The 19,803-nt window shown below is 34.4% G+C and carries 15 protein-coding genes; 7 read left to right on the forward strand and 8 right to left on the reverse strand.

The features are described from left to right. Positions 1-22 precede the first annotated feature (22 nt). The 3 genes from ACE94K_RS00535 (at position 23) to ACE94K_RS00545 (ending at position 4,255) form a co-directional block, all read left to right on the forward strand. A complete protein-coding gene (locus ACE94K_RS00535; protein WP_378178361.1) occupies positions 23-535 on the forward strand; it encodes an RNA polymerase sigma factor in 513 nt (170 codons plus the stop codon). A gap of 169 nt (positions 536-704) precedes the next feature. Beyond that, positions 705-1,619 carry a FecR family protein gene (locus ACE94K_RS00540; RefSeq protein ID WP_378178364.1) on the forward strand — a complete coding sequence of 305 codons (915 nt, stop codon included), beginning with the start codon at positions 705-707 and terminating at the stop codon, positions 1,617-1,619. Continuing rightward, a complete protein-coding gene (locus ACE94K_RS00545; protein WP_378178366.1) occupies positions 1,616-4,255 on the forward strand; it encodes a TonB-dependent receptor plug domain-containing protein in 2,640 nt (879 codons plus the stop codon). The genes ACE94K_RS00540 and ACE94K_RS00545 overlap by 4 nt, the downstream gene beginning before the upstream one ends. A 57-nt stretch (positions 4,256-4,312) precedes the next feature. Here ACE94K_RS00545 and ACE94K_RS00550 read toward each other — a convergent pair whose 3' ends face one another. Beyond that, positions 4,313-4,735, reverse strand: a complete 423-nt coding sequence (locus tag ACE94K_RS00550) for a lipocalin family protein (RefSeq protein WP_378178369.1) — start codon at positions 4,733-4,735, stop codon at positions 4,313-4,315. Between the two features lie 258 nt (positions 4,736-4,993). Further along, complete coding sequence (locus tag ACE94K_RS00555; protein WP_378178371.1) at positions 4,994-5,416, reverse strand: lipocalin family protein; 423 nt, start codon at positions 5,414-5,416, stop codon at positions 4,994-4,996. A 614-nt stretch (positions 5,417-6,030) separates the two neighbouring features. Between ACE94K_RS00555 and ACE94K_RS00560 the strand changes: the two genes are divergently transcribed. The 4 genes from ACE94K_RS00560 (at position 6,031) to ACE94K_RS00575 (ending at position 10,786) form a co-directional block, all read left to right on the forward strand. After that, complete coding sequence (locus ACE94K_RS00560) at positions 6,031-6,639, forward strand: Crp/Fnr family transcriptional regulator (RefSeq protein ID WP_378178374.1); 609 nt, start codon at positions 6,031-6,033, stop codon at positions 6,637-6,639. 134 nt (positions 6,640-6,773) lie between these two features. Continuing rightward, positions 6,774-8,501 (forward strand): tetratricopeptide repeat protein, encoded by a 1,728-nt coding sequence (locus ACE94K_RS00565; protein ID WP_378178377.1) that lies wholly within the window; start codon positions 6,774-6,776, stop codon positions 8,499-8,501. Between the two features lie 320 nt (positions 8,502-8,821). Beyond that, entirely contained in the window at positions 8,822-10,240 is a 1,419-nt protein-coding gene (locus ACE94K_RS00570) for a hypothetical protein (protein ID WP_378178380.1), read from the forward strand. A gap of 117 nt (positions 10,241-10,357) precedes the next feature. Beyond that, positions 10,358-10,786, forward strand: a complete 429-nt coding sequence (locus ACE94K_RS00575) for a GNAT family N-acetyltransferase (protein WP_378178383.1) — start codon at positions 10,358-10,360, stop codon at positions 10,784-10,786. A gap of 108 nt (positions 10,787-10,894) precedes the next feature. On the opposite strand, the gene ACE94K_RS00580 is transcribed toward ACE94K_RS00575, so the two are convergent. The 6 genes from ACE94K_RS00580 to paaZ form a co-directional block, all read right to left on the reverse strand. Beyond that, positions 10,895-13,045: a thiamine pyrophosphate-dependent enzyme gene (locus ACE94K_RS00580; protein WP_378178386.1), complete on the reverse strand. Its 2,151-nt coding sequence runs from the start codon at positions 13,043-13,045 to the stop codon at positions 10,895-10,897. A 76-nt stretch (positions 13,046-13,121) separates the two neighbouring features. Next, positions 13,122-14,195 (reverse strand): branched-chain amino acid aminotransferase, encoded by a 1,074-nt coding sequence (locus ACE94K_RS00585; RefSeq protein ID WP_378178389.1) that lies wholly within the window; start codon positions 14,193-14,195, stop codon positions 13,122-13,124. 145 nt (positions 14,196-14,340) lie between these two features. Beyond that, positions 14,341-15,660, reverse strand: coding sequence for a dihydrolipoamide acetyltransferase family protein (locus tag ACE94K_RS00590; protein ID WP_378178391.1), 1,320 nt, complete (start codon positions 15,658-15,660; stop codon positions 14,341-14,343). Between the two features lie 190 nt (positions 15,661-15,850). Beyond that, positions 15,851-16,447: a transferase hexapeptide repeat family protein gene (locus ACE94K_RS00595; protein WP_378178394.1), complete on the reverse strand. Its 597-nt coding sequence runs from the start codon at positions 16,445-16,447 to the stop codon at positions 15,851-15,853. Positions 16,448-16,529: 82 nt separating this feature from the next. Then, positions 16,530-17,282 carry an enoyl-CoA hydratase/isomerase family protein gene (locus ACE94K_RS00600; RefSeq protein WP_378178397.1) on the reverse strand — a complete coding sequence of 251 codons (753 nt, stop codon included), beginning with the start codon at positions 17,280-17,282 and terminating at the stop codon, positions 16,530-16,532. 17 nt (positions 17,283-17,299) lie between these two features. Next, the gene (gene paaZ, locus ACE94K_RS00605; RefSeq protein WP_378178401.1) at positions 17,300-19,792 is read right to left on the reverse strand and encodes a phenylacetic acid degradation bifunctional protein PaaZ; all 2,493 of its coding nucleotides are present in this window, start codon (positions 19,790-19,792) and stop codon (positions 17,300-17,302) included. Positions 19,793-19,803: the final 11 nt, after the last annotated feature.

Genomic DNA, 19,803 nt, shown 5'->3' on the forward strand with positions numbered 1-19,803 from the left:
GATTGACCAAAATTTAACAAAAATGCCCAACAATTTAGTTAGTGTCTGCGACGAGAAAGTGTATGAACAATTATATCGGGATCACGCCGAAAAAATTTGTTACTATCTATATTATAAATATGGTGATATGGAAAAAGCTCAGGATATTGTACAAGATAGTTTTGCAAAATTATGGACAAATTGTTCCAAAATTATTTTTGGTGCAGCAAAAAGTTTTCTATACAAAATAGCGAATAACGCTTCGATAAATGATTACAAACACCAGAAAACAGTGCTCAAATATAAATCTATCGAACAGAAAACATATACGAATGAGTCCCCTGAGTTTCAAATGGAAGAGAAAGAGTTTATGGATAAGTTAAATATTGCTATCGGAAATCTCAAAGAAGGACAAAGAGAAGTTTTTCTTCTAAATCGTATCGAAAAGAAAACCTACAAAGAAATTGCAGAAATGCTTGATATTTCTGTAAAAGCAGTGGAAAAAAGAATGCATTTAGCATTAGTAACACTAAGAAAAAAAATAGGAAATATCTAAACTTTAAAGCTATGGCCTTTTTATATCTAGATAAGCAAAACGAATTTTTAACAAAATGGATATACAGTGAACTCACTTTTGAGGAGTATATGGATTTTATCAATTCGCAATTATATAGAAACCTGGTAACTTCTAAAACTGAAATAAAAAATTTACAAAATAGTCCCAAATGAATAAAGATAAAGACAACTTTCTTGGTAGGTGGTTGGCAAACGACCTATCAGAAAAAGAAAAAAAAGATTTTGAAAACAGCCCTGAATATTTGGCATATAAAGATATTTTAAGAGGCGTAGAAAAATTTGAACGCCCTGTATTTGATGTCGAAGAGGGGCTTAAAAACCAAAAAGAATATAACAAGACTTATAAAAACATTCCGAAGGGAATGGTAATTAAACCTCGATTTTGGCTCTTTGCAGCTGCAGCAGTAGTCGTGGTTTTATTGACACTTAGAACAGTGTTTTTTAATACCATAGAAGTTTCGACCCACATAGCGGAATCTAAAATCTGGACTTTGCCAGAAAATTCTGTAGTTACTCTGAATGCCGAATCATCAATAACGTATGATAAAAAATCATTTGTAGAAAATAGAATTATTCATCTCAATGGAGAAGCCTTTTTTGATGTGGCTAAAGGATCCAGTTTTATTGTGAAAACAAAAAATGGAGATATTACTGTACTGGGAACAGAATTTAATGTCTATTCTCGAAATAAAACAATAGAGGTACATTGTTTTGAAGGAAAAGTTCAAGTTAGCAATGCTGACCAAACAATCATACTCACTCCTGGAAAAGGAGTGAAACCTGATACCAATGGCGTATTAATAACAGAAGAAACTATTGGATCGACACCTACTTGGATCAAAGGAAAAAGTACTTTTAGTCAAGTTACGCTTCGACGTTTGATTTCAGAATTAGAAAGGCAATATGACGTAAAAATTACGACGACCGATATTGATTTAAACCGATTGTTCTCTGGATTCTTTGTTCATAATGATCTTGAGAAAGCGTTAAAAACTTGTTTTGAACCCATGAATATTAATTATATCTTTAAAACCTCAAAAAATATAGAATTAACAAATAAGTGACATCGTTTAAAAAACTAGTATTCTTTTTATTTTTTTGCCATTATATAGCTTTTTCGCAAGAAGTAAAATTAACGAATACAGATAAAAATCAATCACTCTCAGAAGTTTTAGAAGCTTTTAAAAGTCAACGTCAACTAAACTTCTCTTACGATGTAGAAGCGATCAAAAACATTGTATTACATCTGCAAAACGTTGAACTATCTATTAGCTCCTTACAAGAAATCATTGAGTTTCAAACTCCATTTTTATTACAAAAAATTAGTGATACGGATTATATCATTGTAAAAAACACGAAAGTTGTCAATATCTGCGGTGTAGTTATTGATGCAGATTCTAAATTCGAATTACCACAAGCTGATATACTATTACATAAAAAAACTATCGGGCTAACAGACAAAAATGGAGAGTTCGAATTACAGCTTCTCCCCTCCGATTCTATCTCAATATCATATTTTGGGTATCGAAACAGGACGGTCAAAATTTCAGAATTAAGTCACAATCGATGTGATACGATTCGATTACAACCTGAGATTCAGAATCTGGGTCAGGTTTTGGTAAAGGAATACCTAACAGGAGGTATACAAAAAAATCAAGACGCATCTGTAAACATATCAACTAAAAAACTTAGAATTCTTCCTGGTCTTGCAGAGCCCGATGTTTTACAAAGTCTTCAATTATTACCGGGTATTAGTAGTCCAACTGAAGACCCTGCCGGACTCTATATCCGTGGTGGAACACCAGGACAGAATTTAGTGCTATGGGACGGAATAAAGATGTATCAAAACGGTCACTTTTTTAACCAAATTTCTTCATTCAATCCTTTTATCACAAAGAATGTAAGAGTATACAGAGGAGGTACTAGTGTTAGGTATGGAGACCGAATCTCTGGTGTAGTCGTCATAGAATCTGATGATGACCTTACAGAAGAAATACAAGTGGGAGGTGGTCTCAATCTTACTCATGCTGATGCCTACGTGAAACTGCCCTTGTCTAGAAAATTAGGAATTATGTTAGCAGGTAGAAGATCTACCACAGATATATATCAAAATATAACTTATAATAATCTGGTTCGAAAAGTATTTCAAAATACAAGGGCTACGATTCCTCCTGCAGGTTCAGAAGTTACACCGGAAGAAGCATCCAGAGAAGACGATATTTCTTTTTCTGATGTTAATTTTAAAGCTATTTGGCATCTGGATAGCAACTCTACAATTAAATTCAGTTCGATACTTGCAGAGAACCGACTGGACAACAAAAAAAATATTATTGTTGAGGACAATCTCAATGAAACTCAGGATATTCTTAAAATTAGAAATTTGGGAGCAAGTGTACATTGGGATAAAACAAGTACCAACTCAATTTTCCAAAATGCCAATGTATACTATTCATCCTATGATCAAAGGTATGCTTTAGGAATAAATAGACCAGATGAGAATCTTACAAGAGTTACCAATACAGAAAACGTTGTCAAAGATGTTGGTCTTGAATATTCTATCCGTTTCCCGATTGCTAAAAATCATTCTCTACATACGGGATATCAATTCTCTTATAACGAAACTGATTTTAAATTTTCATTTGATTTAGGCCTGGGTGATGATGACCCTGTAATTTTAGATGCCAATGGAACCAATCATACGTTATATTCAGAATATCAATATAAGACAACAAAAACATATCTCAATTTAGGCTTCAGAGCCTCTCAATTAAGTAATGTCAAGGACTTTTTTATTGAACCCAGAATATTTGCTTCTTATGAGCTATTTAAAAATTTTACGGTAAACACTTCTGCAGAATTGAAGAATCAGCAACTTAACAATTATTCTACTTACGGTAGTACCGAAGACGGGGTGCTATCTACCTTACCAGTTGCTGATAATGTTTGGATTCTTTCTAATAACTCTTCTTCTGATATTGATGATTCTCCAAGTATTAGAGTCCTTAAGAGTATGCAATTTACAGTAGGTGCGTTATATTCATACAATGGTTGGAATTTTGATCTAGAGGGATATTATAAAAAAATAACAGATCTCTCATCTTTGAGTGACCTTATTTTAGATATCGCAACCCAAGACGATGAGTCGATAGTAGATATTTTTTATGGAGAAGAAGAACGGATAGGTATAGATTTTTTGATAAAAAAACGATTTCAAAATTACAGAATTTGGGCCGGATATTCTCTTAGTAAAACGATTACATCCTTTCCTACAGTTCAGGATTCGTATTTTGTGGGAAATTTTGATCAGCGCCATGTTTTTAATTTATCTCAAACTTTAAAAATCAAGAATTTCGAAATTGCTTTGGGGTGGAACTACGCCACAGGAAGGCCCTTTACTAGAATCATCGAAGATTCTGATGCTCTATTTGGAGGTACCATAGATCCCAGAGGTATAAATTCAAGTAGATTCAAAGACTATCATCGCTTAGACGTTTCGGGAGTCTATCGCTTTAAAGTAGACTCAAAAAAAGATTGGAACGGGATGATTGGAATTTCTATCAGAAATCTTTATGATAGGACTAATACAATTGGACAAGGATATTTAGAATTGACAGATAACGATTTCAATACTACACTAAAAACTTTTAATAATGCATCCTTACCATTTACCCCGGATCTGGTATTGCGCTTTAACTTTTGATGCCTAATAAAAGAGCAAAACTGTTCATGATTACAGTTTTGCTCTTTAGGTGTAACATTAAATTCTGGTTAATATTTGTACGAATTGACCGTCTTCATCAGTTATTACAACTCTCATGGTATTTCCAGAGAAGGTAATGGTAGCATCTATAGCTTCTGCTGCATCCATATCTGGCGTAATTTTGTAAATGTTATCTCCCAGATTCTCCCAATTTCCTGTAAACGTATCTTCTAATATACAAGTTCCATTCTCCTCTATATGGCTGGTTCCTGAAAAATTCTGATCTGCTGTCACAGTTAAAACATCTTGTAAGTCACAAGTCTCTACTTCCAGTTCAACGCCATTCTCAAATTCTTGAGTTATTTTCCAACTTCCTATAAAAAGATCCTGTGTATTCGCAGGTCCTGCATCATCATCTGATTGACAAGAGGTTAAAAATACTGAAATTGAAACGGCTACTAATAAAATGAGTTTTTTCATGAGTGTTTTTTTGATTTATTAATTTTTACAACCCTAAAACATATACTCCCTAAAACACCCTACTTTTTTTTTAGAAAAAATAATATTTAGAGAAACTTTATCCGAAAGAATATAATGACTAAAACTTTAGTTTGTTAGTAGTTAATTTTAGGTATTAAATAATTGCAAACCCCTGATAAAGTAATGAATAAGGAGTAAGAAACTATAATAAAAAGTAAAACTGCGATCACGAGCAGTTTTGCTTTTTGACTTATAACATTAAATTTTGGTAAATACTTGCACGAATACTGCTTCCAGAAAGATTACCTCAATTCTCATAGTGTTTCCGGAGAATGTAATTTTTGTTTCTGCAGCTTCCCCGTCATCAGAATCGTGAGTAAATTTATAAATATTATCTCCTATGTTCTCCCAATTGCCGGTAAAAGTGTCTTCCAGGACACAGGTTCCATTCTCTTCAATGTAACTGGTAGATGAAAATTTTTGATCTATGGACACGGTTAATACATCAAGTAAGGTACATGGTTCTACCTCCACCTCGACACCGTTTTCAAACTCTTGGGCGATTTTCCAACTGCCTATAAAAGGGTCTTGTGCGTTTGAAGGTCCTGCATCATCATCAGATTGACAAGAGATTAAACAAATTGAAATTGAAACAGCTACTAATAAAATGATTTTTTTCATGATTGTGTTTTTGTTTTTAATTTTTATAGACCTAAAACACATGCCTCTAAAAACACCCTACTATTTTTTAAAAAAATTATCAAAAAAAAGAATCTACAAGAAACAAAAAACTGACTATCAAACACTTAAATTGAAAATTATTTTTATTAGAAGTTTTGTCTTAATCAGGCGGAAGTAAGTTGGCACTCAAAAAGAAAATATTGTAAAACAAAAAAGAGCGTCTCCACGCTCTTTTTCTTCACACAAATCATCTTAATTTAGGGGCTTATTCTAAAATTAAAACTCACTTTTTATAAATGTTTTCATCTTGGGGAGGATGAAAACACTAACTCATTAACTCTGGTGTAAAGATACAACTATTTTTTAATTCACCAAACTTTTTGTGTATTTTGTCTAAAAAAAATGCTTTTCAACATATCTTAATATCAAATAAAAACGTATAAGTAGTATTATTCTTACATATTTATATAGATATGAATGTCTAAAGAAATCAACATATGTAATTTTTTATAAGACAATCATTTAATACTTTTGCCGACCTCAAATCAATGAAACATTTATTATAATCAAAGAATTCAACTTAGTTATAGTATTAACTAGATTTGATAATATCAATGGAGGAAATAAAAGAGAATACGGTAGCCCTAAGTTTACGTTTACAAAACGTTATGAATGGTTTAAGTAAAATTTCGCCAGAATCCTGGACGCAGTTAGAAAAATTGCTGAAATTCTATTCTATAGAAAAAGACCAATTCATTATTGAAGTAGGACAAATCCCTAAAAATATCTTTTTTATTTATCAAGGTTCTGTAATCTTATACTATACCGACGCAAATGGTAAGGTATATACTAAGAATTTACTATTTGAAAATGACTTTCCTGCTGCCACCTCTTGTTTGATTCAAGAAACGAAAAGTACTATTTCCATCCAATCTATAGAGAAAACTACGCTAATTGGAATTAATTTTAAAAAATTCAGAAAGCTAACTGAAATTTTACCTGATTTAAAAGATTTATATCTTAAATATTTAGAAGTCAATTGGGTTATTAAGAAAGAAGAAAAAGAATTTCTCTATGCTACAAAAAATGCCACAGAACGATATCTTCATTTGTTACAGCAGTATCCTGACATTGAAAATAGGGTTGCTCTTTATCATATAGCATCTTTTCTAAATATTACTTCAACCCAATTAAGCAGAATAAGAAAAGAATTGAAGAGCTAGATTCATATCTATGATTTTAAAAAAGGCTGAAACATTCCACGCCTTATGTTAACTTCTTTAATCCAAGCTTCCATAATCAATCCGTAAACGCAAATGCTTACGATTTTTTGAATGAATATTTACTTAATAAAAACATGAATATATTGTTTTCAACCTTCTATAGATTAACGCTTTTCTTATGTATTGTTCAAACTGTTTTTTGCTCTGCGCAAGATATACCTGAAGCAATTTTAAAAATGGAAGATAGCTTGCTCAATAAATTTGCTATTTCCAAAAATGACACGACTAAAATTGACGAATTATACCATTTAAGCAGGAATATTTTCGATTATGATCTTAAAAAAGGAATGAAATACATTAATCAATCCATCCAGTTGGCCGAAAGAATTGATGATGCTTATGGAAAAATGGCCGGTCATCAATTAAAGGGAATTATACTTTATTATATGAGCCGGCACGACCTATCTCAGGAAGAACTTTTCTTGGCGATCAAATTAAACGAAGAAGTACAATCAAAACGTTCTTACGCTTCTATTTACAATTATATAGGAATGAATTATTCTAAAATAGAAGAAATTGATAAATCCAAAACCTATTACGAAAAATCACTCTCCTATTATAAAAAGCTCAACGATTCTAGTGGAATTGGAAACATCTATAACAACCTTGGATATATGTTATTCAAAAGAGAGAAATATGAAGAGGCATCGGATTATTTACATAAGGCAATATCCTACTACAAAGACACTAGGTATATAATCAATAGTAATATAAATCTTATACATATAGATCTGAAAAAAGGACAATATGGACAAGCATATGACAAACTTACGTACATAAAATCGCTCGAAAGCTCTCTTTATGATTTTCTGGACAAGGCAGAGTTTTATTATCTGTTCGGTTTGTACTATATGGATAATCGAAACTACGAAAATGCGATCACCTATCTGCAAAAGTCTCTTGAGCTTTCCAAAGAAAGAGGTATCTCTGATTTTGTAAAGCTTTCACTAGAAAAGCTAAGTGAAATTTATTCCTTCAAAAAAGACTATAAAAAATCCTTAGAGTTGTTTAAAAAATATGCTCAAGTAAGCGATAGCATTTCTGATCAACAGACTAAAAAACAAATTGCTCAACTGGAATTAAACCACGAATACGATAATAATCTCATACAAATAAAACACGAGCAACAAGAAAAAAAAATGTGGTACCTGATCTTTGGATTATCACTTTTTTTAGTTTGTATAGTTTTAGCAACACTCTATTGGTTACAAAAAAAACGAATTAAGATTACGAAAGAAAAACACGTATTGATCCAGAAAAATCTTAAAAACAAGCTACAGGATTCTACTTCAGAAAAATTAAAATTAGAATATGAGTTAAATAACAAGAAAAAAGAGCTGGTTTTTAAAAATAATGAGTTACTAAATTCGGCCTTAGAAATCATCAAAAACCACGAACTTTTAACCCAGATTAGCAAAAAAATCAAACTCACCACCTCCAAACTCGAAAAAGAGGAAAATATCAAAAAAATTAAAGAACTCGATTCATTTGTGAAACAAACGATGAACCTAGAAAAGTCTAGAAAAGAATTCTATGGGAACATTACGGAGTTACACAAAACCTTTTTATTTGACTTGAATTCAAAATTTCCGAACCTTTCATCAAAAGAAAAAGAACTTGCTCTAATGCTCAGATTAGGATATTCGTCAAAAGACATCTCCATTTTATCTAATATTTCGCCAAGTTCTGTAGATATGGCACGATACAGATTAAGAAAAAAACTAAATCTATCCTCTGATAAAAAATTACAAGACTTTTTTGATTCTTTATCAAATAACCACGCTTGTACCAATATCTCATAAACTACGAAAACTCATTAATTATATGAAAACATTGTTGTAGATAAGATTCAATCATAAAAAACTGAAAATCAGAATAAAAAAATAAAATTGTAGAGGTTTTTTATGATCAGAAATAACAATCCGTAGAGATAATGTAGGGAGCTTAATGAGGAAAAAAAGGGTTTTTAAATCTTAGATTTGCTCCCATAAAACAAAAACCAAAAAAAACTTTTTTCAATTTAGAAAGAAACATAATTTTTTAATCAAGCTCAAATGTCAGTCAGTTTTAAAAAATGAGCTTACCAAACAGAAACAATTACTAATATTTAAATCAAATTTTAATGAAAAAGATTTCACACATTTTATTTTTATTTACTTCTATTTTTATCAGCTCTTGTTGCAATGATGATGATAATCCTCCGGTTGCTTTAGAACCACAACTAATCGAATTAGGAGAATTAAACATTCCTTACAAAAATACCTTTGCCTACACATTTAGAGAAAATGAACCGGATAATAAAATAACCTATACTTTTAGTGTAGATTTGCAAAGAAGTTATATTATCAAATCAGATCAAAATATAACATTAATCTTGAGAGATGATCAAGGTGCTGTTCTAGCATCGGGAGAAAATTTCATCACAAGCGATCCTTCTAGTTCACAGATCACACCTGGAGAATTACCATCTTCTGGCATTATGACTCTGGAACTTGTCCATAATAATGCTACACCACTTACAGGAAACCTTTCCATTTCTATAAGAGATGTTCGTGACACAGATATGGATCTTGGTGTGCTTTCTACACCGCTAGACCAATCTTTTGATTTTGGCATACAAGACTGTGAACCCGATAATAGACTTGGGATTACTTTTGAAATCGTAGAATCTACAACTTATACGATTTCCACCAATGCAGAAGTATCTATTGCAATATATAATGAACAAGGTACAGTGGTAGCAGAATCTTTAGATGAATCAGAAGTTTCCGGGACATCATTAAGTGCTGGAAAATATACGATCGATTTGGTAAACGAACAGGAATATACTACCATTAATGGATCTATAAGCATAACGTTTGGAAACCCGATTATTGATCCCCAAATTTTTGAATTAGGAGAACTCAATATCCCTTATAAAAACTCTTTTGATTATTCTTTTAGAGAAAATGAACCGGACAATAAAATCACCTATACCTTTAGTGTTGATTTACAAAGAAGTTATATCATTAAATCAGATCAAAATGTAACGCTGGTCCTGAAAGATAATGAAGATAATATCCTTGCCTCGGGAGATAATTTTATTACAAGTGATCCCGTGAGTTCTGAAATTACTGGCGGAGAAATGCTATCTTCTGGTACCATGACTTTAGAAATTATCAATAGAGATGCAACAGAATTAGCAGGAGATCTTTCCATTTCAATAAGAGGTGCTCGTGATACGGATATGAATCTTGGCGTCCTTTCCACTACGCTAGATGAATCTTATGAATTTAGTATTCAGGATTGCGAACCTGATAATAGACTTGGAATAAATTTTGAAATTGCTTCATCAGCGATTGTTACTATTTCTGTAAATACAACTAATACCTACATCACTATTTACGATGAGCAAGGTTCAGTAGTTGCCTCTGCAGAAGAAGGTAGTACTGAAATAAGAACCATTAACTTGAGTCAGGGAAAATACGAGATTGACTTAGTAAATAAACAAAGCTACATTACAACCGATGGTTCGGTTCAAATTAAGTTTGAGCAGTCGTAGTAACATCAGATCAACATTGTAAACTTTTTAATTAGAGTTCTCGAATTCCGCCTAAACGTCAAATTGATTATATTCAGAAATCAATTTGACGTTTAATTTTTATTTAAAAAACTAAAAATGAGAATAGACATTTTAACCAAGCACGATCTAAATCCTCTTATTCAAGATCAGATATCCAAATTGTTTCGTCAATTAGGTGGTGATAAAAATCAAGTAGCTCTAAGTGAGATATTAGAAGAAAAAAATCAGATAACACTTGCTTATTGCTCTGAGAATACTAAAATTGAAGGGATAGCCATGATGGGTACTTATAAAGTTATTTCGGGTAAAAAGGGATGGATCGAAGACGTAGTAGTACAAGCTGATTCTAGAGGTAAGGGAATCGGCAGAAAACTAATAACCAAACTACTTGAAGCGGCTAAACAAAAAAATCTTTCAGAAATACTTCTTTTTACAGAAGACCATCGAACCGCTGCAATTCAACTTTATACCCAGTTAGGTTTTAAAGTAAAAGATAGTCGAATTTACACCCTGAAATTGAACTAAAGATTACATCCTAAACTACATTAAGAAATACCGGACTTAAAACAAAAATCAGGAATCCATAAAAATTGATTTTATAACTCTTAAAAAAACCTTGATTTTAGCAGGCTTCTAATACCTGAGTAACTCCTCAATTTTAACTCTTACTTTTTCAGTAGAAGGGATCATTGTTTGTTCTAATGTACTATTTAATGGTATAGCGGGCATATTTTCTGAACCAATCGTCATTACCGGTGCATCTAGGTAACGGAAACATTCTTCCTGAATTTTTCCTGATAAGGCTCTGGCAAAAGAGTTATTAGTTGGTTCCTCTGTTACTACTAAACACTTCTTTGTCTTTTTTACAGATTCCATAATAGTGCTCTCATCTAATGGATATAAGGTACGTAGATCTATAATCTCTACGACATCTTTCAGATCTTTTGTTGCATTCAATGCCCAATGTACTCCCATTCCGTATGTTACCACAGTCATTGTCTCCTTTTCTTCTTGTGGCCATATCTGTTGTACGATATTGGCTTTACCAAAAGGTAATATATAATCTTCTGCAGGCTCGATAGTTCTAGCTGCTTCAGTTCCTTTTACCTTAGACCAATACAATCCTTTGTGTTCTAAAATTACTACAGGATTAGGATCATAATATGCAGCTTTCATTAATCCTTTTAGATCAGCTCCATTACTTGGATATGCAATTTTGATCCCTCTTATATTTGTAACCACAGATTCTACAGATGATGAATGATAGGGTCCGCCACTACCATAGGCACCGATAGGAACACGTAAGATCATAGACACTGGCCATTTACCATTAGATAAATAACACGATCTGCTTACCTCTGTAAACAATTGATTCAGTCCCGGCCAAATATAATCTGCAAATTGTACTTCTACAATTGGTTTTAAACCAACAGCAGACATCCCCACCGTAGATCCAACAATAAATGCTTCTTGTATCGGTGTATTAAAAACACGTTCATCACCAAATTTTTGTGCCAATGTAGCCGCTTCTCTAAACACTCCTCCTAACCGTCCGCCGACGTCCTGACCATATAATAAACATTCTTTATGCTTCCGCATTAATTCTTCTACAGCAAAAAGTGCACAATCTACCATAACTACCTCCTCTTTATCCTTTGGAGATCGTTCACCAGTTTCCTCTGTAATTGGTGTTGGAGCAAAATCGTTTGTAAACAAATCTTCCGGTTTAGGATCTTCTGCTTTCATTGCTTCCTGAAGATCTTGCACAACTATTTCCTTTGCTTCAGTTTCAATATTATTTACCTCATCTTCAGTAAAACCAGCTTCTAACAACTGATTTCGTAGAACTGGATATGGATCTCTAGAACGAGCTTCTTCCAGATCATCACGATACCATTCCATTCGAACTCCAGAAGTATGGTGATTTAATAACGGTACTTTTGCATGAACTAAAATGGGTCTTCTTTCCTCTCGTATAATCCGAATAGCCTCTTGTACTGCTATATAACTTTCTGTAAAATTGGCTCCATCAATGGTGATGGCATCTAATCCATGAAATCCTGCTGCATACTCATAAGCGCTCTGCGCTCTGGTTTCAGCTTCATTCGCAGAAATATCCCAACCATTATCCTGTACCAAATACAATATCGGCAACTGCTTTAAAGCTGCCATCTGAAATGCTTCTGCAATCTCTCCTTCGGTAACCGATGCATCTCCCAACGAACATACGACGAGAGGTGCAGCCATATGCTGTTTATTTATCTCACTCTCCGTCATAGACGGTTTTAGTATCTCACTCTCCATCATAGATGGTTTTGATATCTCAACCTTATGGAACTCATTATGATCGATCCCAACCAGTTCTTTATACTGCATTCCTAATGCAACTCCTGTAGCAGGAATTGCCTGCATACCTGTGGCAGATGATTGGTGTGGAATTTTTGGTTTGTCATCATCTCTAAGACTCGGATGCGAATAATAGGTTCTTCCTCCAGAAAAAGGATCATTCTTTTTCGCCAACAATTGCAACATTAAGTCATAAGGTTTCATTCCGATCCCTAACAACATCGAATCATCTCTATAATACGGAAAGGCGTAATCCTGAGGTAACAATTGCATCGCTACGGCGATCTGAATAGCCTCGTGTCCTCTGGACGTTGCATGAACATATTTTGAAACTGTTTTAAAATTTTCTTCATATAGTTCTGTCATACTTTTAGCAGTACAAAGGGTACTAAATGCTTTTTTCAGAACTTCTTTTGCTATTGTTTTTTCAGCTAACATCTCTCTTTAGTTTTTGATGTACGATTTATGAGTTACGACTATTGGTAATTCTGAATGCTTCATTCGCATTTAATAGTTATCCTACCTTCTCTTCTACTTTTACTGGTATCATCCAACCAAACTTATCCTTTATTTTTTGAGTCTTGATCCCATCTAACGTATTTTTCACATCTTGACTTACCGGATTGTGATCAGATAAGGTAATTACTTCATCTTTATATCCGATTGCTTCTATCATTGCAATGGCCACGGCTGTTCCCGTACCAAAAGCTTCTTCTAATATCCCTTCTTTAGAATATTGGATAATTTCATCAATAGTTATCGGACGCTCTTCCACATCAAAACCTTTGTCTTTTAACAAGGTGATAACGCTATCTCTGGTAATTCCTTTCAAAATAGAACCATCTGTAGATGGTGTAATGAATTTTCCATCAATTTTAAAGAATATATTCATCGTACCAACTTCCTGAATATATTTGTGTTCAATAGCATCTAACCACAATACCTGATCATATCCTTTTTCTTTTGCCTTTTCAGTTGGTAAGATAGCGGCAGCGTAGTTTCCGGCTGCTTTTGCTTCTCCGGTTCCTCCGTCTGCAGCTCTGATATATTCAGTTTCTGCCCACAATCGGATTTTTTTTGTAAAAAACGGCCCAGCAGGTGAACATATCACAATAAACTTATAACTAGTAGCAGCTCGCATACCAATAAAAGGTTCATCGGCATACATAAAAGGTCTAAGATATAATGCGCTTCCGTCTTGAGGAGGAATCCAGTTATGCTCTACTCCAACGATTTGTTTTACCGCTTCTACGAAAAGCTCAGTAGGAACTGAAGGCATTCCCAGTCTAGCAGCACTATGGTTAAAACGCTTTGCATTCTCTTCAGGACGAAAAAGTAATGAAGTATTCTCTTTTCCTACGGTTGCTTTCATTCCCTCAAAAATTGCTTGACCATAATGAAGTGCCATTGCTGCAGGATGTGTTGGGATCAGCTCCAATGGTTCTATTCTAGGATTGTTCCAGGTTCCATTTTCATATTCGCAGATAAACATATGATCTGTAAAAGCTCTCCCTAAAGGAATAGTAGAAAAATCTATATCCTTTAGTTTTGAGTTTGAGGTTCTCGTAATTTTGATTTGTTGCTCCATTTTGATTTATTTTGGGCGCATCCCCCTGAGGTGGGTCGGGCTATTCGTTATATCTTTTCTGTCTTACTTCTCGACTCCGCTCGAAGTGCCAGAAAAGGATGTCACTACTATCCCTGCCTACCATCAGGCAGGCCTTGCGCATTTACTATATTTCTCTATTTATATCAAAAGCTTCTAGTTCATCTCCTACTTTACGTAAAAACGAACCTCCTAAAAATCCATCTACCACTCTATGATCAAATGACAATGATAAATACATCATACTTCTGATTGCAATTTCGTCGCCTTTGTCTGTTGTGATTACTTCCGGTCTTTTCTTAATAATCCCCAAAGCCAGAATAGCAACTTCTGGTTGATTGATGATGGGTGTTCCCATTAAACTACCAAACGTTCCTACATTAGAAATCGTAAAGGTGCTTCCTCCAATCTCATCAGGCTTTAATGCATTGTTTCTGGCATTATTAGCTAATTGATTTACATTTTTAGCTAAACCTAATAAATTCTTTTCATCAGCATTTCTAACTACAGGCACAATCAGATTTCCGCTTGGTAAGGCTGTTGCCATACCAACATTAATGTCTTTATGAACTATAATTTTTTTACCATCAACAGAAACATTGATCATCGGATATTCCTGAATTGCTTTGGCAACCGCTTCTACAAAAATTGGAGTAAAGGTTAATTTCTCTCCATACTTTTCTAAAAACTCTTGCTTCACATTATTTCTCCAATTGACTAAGTTTGTTACATCTACTTCTATATAACTTGTTACGTGAGGTGATGTATGTTTAGAATACACCATATGATCTGCAATCATGGTTCTCATACGATCCATTTCTACGATACGATCTTTTCCTTCTATATAAGAAATTGGAGGTGCATTATATGATGGTTTTGGAGCAATAGCTTGCGGTCTGCTGGGTAATGGATATTTTCTGTTTTTAAGATACCGCATCACATCACTCTTACGAATACGACCTCCATCTCCGGTACCAGCAATACTTTGAACTTCCTCAATGGTCAAGTTTTCTTTTTGAGCGATACTGATGACTAGCGGAGACAAGAAAACATCGTTTACCGAGGAAAGCTCCGACTTAAATTGCCCTCTCTGTCCGCTTTTAGCGGACATCTCTCCCAAAGGGAGAGAAGCTTGATCACGTTTTTGTTCATCAGACGAAAGATTTTGTGATTTCTCAGATTTATCTACATTGGATATAGCTCCCAATTCTGCGCTAATAATAGCGATCACTCTGCCTACTTCAACCACCGTATTAGGTTGAAAAAGTAACTCTTTAATAGTACCATTACAAGGAGAAGGCACTTCAGAATCTACTTTATCTGTCGCTACTTCCAAAATAGTTTCATCTTCTTCTACAGTATCACCTACATTCTTTAACCAATTAAGAATGGTTGCTTCGGATATACTTTCGCCCATTTTGGGCATTTTCAATTCTACTGTTGACATCTGTATAATTAAGAATTATAAATTCAGTATTTCGATTTAAATTTTTATTACTATTTACGAACTAATGTTTGTTAGTTTTTATCTTTTCCTTATTTAATTTACAAACTCCTCCATAAAAGATCCCAGATCAAGTCAGGGATGACAATGCTTCGACAAACTTGTCTACCGACAAGGAAGGTTCAGTACAGTCTTATTTCGTTTTAAACGTTGACAATGTTTTATAAAACACCTCTTGCGTTGGCCTATCTTTTGGCACTTCTCTTAAAGGCTCTACTTCTCTAAGGGACTCAAAACAATCAGCGGGTAATTGCTGGTATAAGCCTGTACCTTTCGTTTTCCAGACAATCATCTCATCACTCACCTCTTTTATAACTTTTGCCGGATTGCCTACAATCAAACTTCTTTTTGGAAAAACGGCATTTGCTTTTACAAAAGACATAGCGCCAACGATACACTCATCTCCAATCTCTGCATCATCCATAATAACCGTATTCATTCCTATAAGACAATTACGTCCCAAATTAGCTCCGTGAATAACAGCACCGTGACCTACGTGAGCACTTTCCTTAAGTACAATAGATTTACCGGGAAACATATGCACTGTGCAATTTTCTTGTACATTCACTCCGTCTTCAAGAATAATTTCACCCCAATCTCCTCGTATGGCAGCTCCAGGACCGATATAACAATTCTTACCAATAATAACATTACCCGTTACTGCGGCTAACGGATGCACAAAACTGCTTTCGTGTACTACTGGTATGTATCCCTTGAAGCTGTAAATCATTTTAATTTTAGATTTTTGAGTTACGATTTACGATTCTATTACTTTTCAACAAAGTCGTCAATCTAAGATCGTACATCATAAATTACTTAAACCGTTTCAATGTTTCTTTTGTAAAATCACTTAAAACTAATCTCCCACTTATTACGGCTCTATCCGCTAAAAGTGTATCCCAATGCTCCGTTCCTTCCCAAAAAGCTTTTTTCATATCTCGCATAGCCTCAGGATTGTAGGTACATAAATGTTCCGCAAATATTTTTACCTCTTTGTCTAAGGTTTCAGTATCTTCAAATACTTTAGTAAATAATCCTTTATCTCGAGCCCATTCTGCATCATAAAACGAATTAGCATCAATCGCTATTTGTGTCATTGCCGATAGCCCTATTTTTCTTTCTACAGCAGGTCCTACAACGAAAGGCCCTATACCTACATTCAATTCGCTTAACTTAATAGCAGCAAATTTTGTTGCCATACAATAATCTGTTGCTGATGCAACTCCAACGCCGCCTCCAACAGTCTTACCTTGTACGCGACCAATAATAAATTTTGGGCATTTACGCATTGCATTAATCACATTAGCAAATCCCGAGAAAAATATTTTACCAGTTTGAGCGTCGTTAATATTGATCAATTCTTTAAAACTGGCTCCTGCACAAAACGTTCTATCTCCACCGCTTTTTAGTACAATAACTTTAATTTCGTCAGCATTACCCGCCTCTGTTATAGTCTGAGCTAACTTTGCTAAGATATCACCTGGTAGAGAGTTGTGGGCTGGATGGAAAAACTCTATAGTTCCTACTCTATTTTCTATTTCTATGTTTACGTAAGGTGCTGTCAATTCTTTATTCTTAAATTTTATAATAATCCAAATTGTTCAAAATGATGATTCAAATGTTTCACGTTTAACAAATCCCATTCAAACTTATTCATCTCTCCAAACACTGCATTCTTGGTAAGTGCATCTGGATTTTCTTTGAAATACGTTTCAAATTTATCCATAGCTTCTAAAAGTTTCATTTTGGCCGTGTCTAAATCTTCATGAACCAACTCTTCTAATACTCCTTCTTTCATTAAAGGATGATTATGTCCTTGGGGCATTGGTTTATGATTATAGATCATCTCTTGTACCTTCTCTAAATACTGTTCTGGCGTAGCAATCTCGAAATCCTGAATTTCTCCGGCACCAATTCTAATTGTTTTTTCTAAGTGCTCCACCATATGGTGTGCTGTCATCATCCCCCATTTAGCTTTGGTCTCTTCTTTTAGCTTTGCTAAATATGCTTCAATATTTTTACGATTCACTTGTACAAATGGTGATTTCTTTTGTACCATCGTCAAAATTGTAGCTATTGCAGTTAATTCATCTTCCTGATCAAATACCTCTACAAACCATTTTACAATTCCGCTAGGTAATTCTTTGCCACGATGATCTCGATCTATTTTTTGTTTACACGTTAATCTCACATACACCGTATCATTATGATAAATAGGGCGTAAGAATCTACATTCTTCTAAACCGTAATTAGCAGCAACTGGTCCTTTATTCGGATATACAAATAATCCAGCAGCAGCAGCCAAAATAAAGTATCCGTGAGCAGTACGTTTCTCGAAAATACTTCCTTCTAAAGAGGTGATATCGGTATGGGCATAAAAATGATCCCAAGTCAGGTTACCAAAATTGATGATATCGGTATCTGTTACTGTTCGCTTATGAGTTTTAAGAGACATCCCTGGCTCAATGTCTTCCCAATGATATGCAAATGGATGTTTATCCGATTCTTTATATTTTGAGTTAGCTTGATAAATCCCAGTAACTTCTGTTAAGGTTGTCGGTGTTCCTTGTATGGCACAACGTTGCATATAATGTTTGATGCCACGCATTCCTCCCATTTCTTCTCCGCCACCTGCTCTTCCTGGCCCTCCGTGTGTAAGCATTGGCAATGGAGAACCATGACCTGTACTTTGTTTTGCATTTTCTCTATTTCCTACTAAAATACGTCCATGATGAGAAGCTGCTCCAACTACATATTCTTTTGCAATTTGGTCGTCGTATGTAAAAATAGAAGACACTAAAGAGCCTTTACCCATCTGGGATAGTGTTATAGCATCATCCAATGTATCATATGGCATAATAGTCGATACCGGTCCAAAAGCTTCAATCTCATGAACATTAGTATTTTGGAAAGGATTATCTTGTCTCATCAAAATTGGACTGACAAATGCTCCTTTTTGAGCATCTGCACCGACAGTTTCTATTTTGTCTAGATCGCCATATACAATCTGAGCTGTTTTAGCAATTTCTGAAACATTATTTTTAAAACTTTCTACTTGTTGTTTACTTGCCAAAGCTCCCATTCGTACCTCTTTCAGTCTTGGGTCTCCTATGGTCACTTTGTCTAATTGACTGCTTAAAGCTATTTGTACATCCTCTACTAATTTAGTAGGGACAATAATTCTTCGGATGGCTGTACATTTCTGTCCGGTCTTTACCGTCATTTCTTTTCGAACTTCCTTTACAAATAAATCAAATTCAGGTGTTCCCGGTACTGCATCTTCTCCTAGAATACAAGCATTTAATGAATCTGCTTCCATCGTAAAAGGTACGGATTCTTCGATCAATCTAGGATGTGCTTTTAATATTCTTCCTGTATGTGCCGAACCTGTAAATGTTACTACATCTTGTGATCCTACTGTATCTAAGATATTCTTAGTCATTCCGCTTAAAAGCTGCAATGATCCTTCTGGTAAAATCCCTGAATCCACAATTACTCTCACCACAGCTTCGGTAAGATATGCAGTTTGTGGTGCTGGTAAAACCACTGCCGGCATTCCTGCCATCCAGTTTACAGCACATTTTTCCAGCATTCCCCAAATCGGAAAATTAAAGGCATTGATATGAACCGCAACACCTCGCTTTGGTACTAATATGTGATGTGCCATAAATCTTCCTCCTCTTGACAAATCAATAGGATCTCCTTCTACGTGATAGGATTGATTAGGAAATAGCTTACGTAAAGACGCATTGGCAAAAAGATTACCAAAACCACCTTCTATATCAATCCAACTGTCAACTCGAGTAGCTCCTGTCCTATAACTTAACTCATAGAACTGTTCTTTTCTTTTAGTAAGATATAGTGCTAATGATTTAAGCATATTTCCTCTCTCCTGAAAAGTCATCTTTCGTAACACCTCACCACCTTTCGTTCTTCCGTATTGTAAAACTTCTGGAATATCCAAGCCTTCGGTAGTGGATGTACCTATAACTTCTCCAGTAACGGCATCGTTCATTACGATTCCTTCACCAGAACCTTCAGCCCATTTTCCGGTTATGTATGATTGTAGCTTCATGTTTTTTAATT

It is taken from the genome of Aquimarina besae, from assembly GCF_042434905.1.
In the GTDB taxonomy this organism is placed as follows: domain Bacteria; phylum Bacteroidota; class Bacteroidia; order Flavobacteriales; family Flavobacteriaceae; genus Aquimarina.

Excerpts from the sequence above, each read along its gene's own strand:
- ACE94K_RS00565 (WP_378178377.1), top strand. The coding sequence starts at position 6,774 with ATGAATATATTGTTTTCAACCTTCTATAGATTAACGCTTTTCTTATGT.
- ACE94K_RS00590 (WP_378178391.1), bottom strand. The coding sequence starts at position 15,660 with ATGTCAACAGTAGAATTGAAAATGCCCAAAATGGGCGAAAGTATATCC.
- ACE94K_RS00550 (WP_378178369.1), bottom strand. The coding sequence starts at position 4,735 with ATGAAAAAACTCATTTTATTAGTAGCCGTTTCAATTTCAGTATTTTTA.
- paaZ (WP_378178401.1), bottom strand. The coding sequence starts at position 19,792 with ATGAAGCTACAATCATACATAACCGGAAAATGGGCTGAAGGTTCTGGT.
- ACE94K_RS00555 (WP_378178371.1), bottom strand. The coding sequence starts at position 5,416 with ATGAAAAAAATCATTTTATTAGTAGCTGTTTCAATTTCAATTTGTTTA.
- ACE94K_RS00535 (WP_378178361.1), top strand. The coding sequence starts at position 23 with ATGCCCAACAATTTAGTTAGTGTCTGCGACGAGAAAGTGTATGAACAA.
- ACE94K_RS00580 (WP_378178386.1), bottom strand. The coding sequence starts at position 13,045 with ATGTTAGCTGAAAAAACAATAGCAAAAGAAGTTCTGAAAAAAGCATTT.
- ACE94K_RS00595 (WP_378178394.1), bottom strand. The coding sequence starts at position 16,447 with ATGATTTACAGCTTCAAGGGATACATACCAGTAGTACACGAAAGCAGT.
- ACE94K_RS00560 (WP_378178374.1), top strand. The coding sequence starts at position 6,031 with ATGGAGGAAATAAAAGAGAATACGGTAGCCCTAAGTTTACGTTTACAA.
- ACE94K_RS00585 (WP_378178389.1), bottom strand. The coding sequence starts at position 14,195 with ATGGAGCAACAAATCAAAATTACGAGAACCTCAAACTCAAAACTAAAG.
- ACE94K_RS00575 (WP_378178383.1), top strand. The coding sequence starts at position 10,358 with ATGAGAATAGACATTTTAACCAAGCACGATCTAAATCCTCTTATTCAA.
- ACE94K_RS00540 (WP_378178364.1), top strand. The coding sequence starts at position 705 with ATGAATAAAGATAAAGACAACTTTCTTGGTAGGTGGTTGGCAAACGAC.
- ACE94K_RS00570 (WP_378178380.1), top strand. The coding sequence starts at position 8,822 with ATGAAAAAGATTTCACACATTTTATTTTTATTTACTTCTATTTTTATC.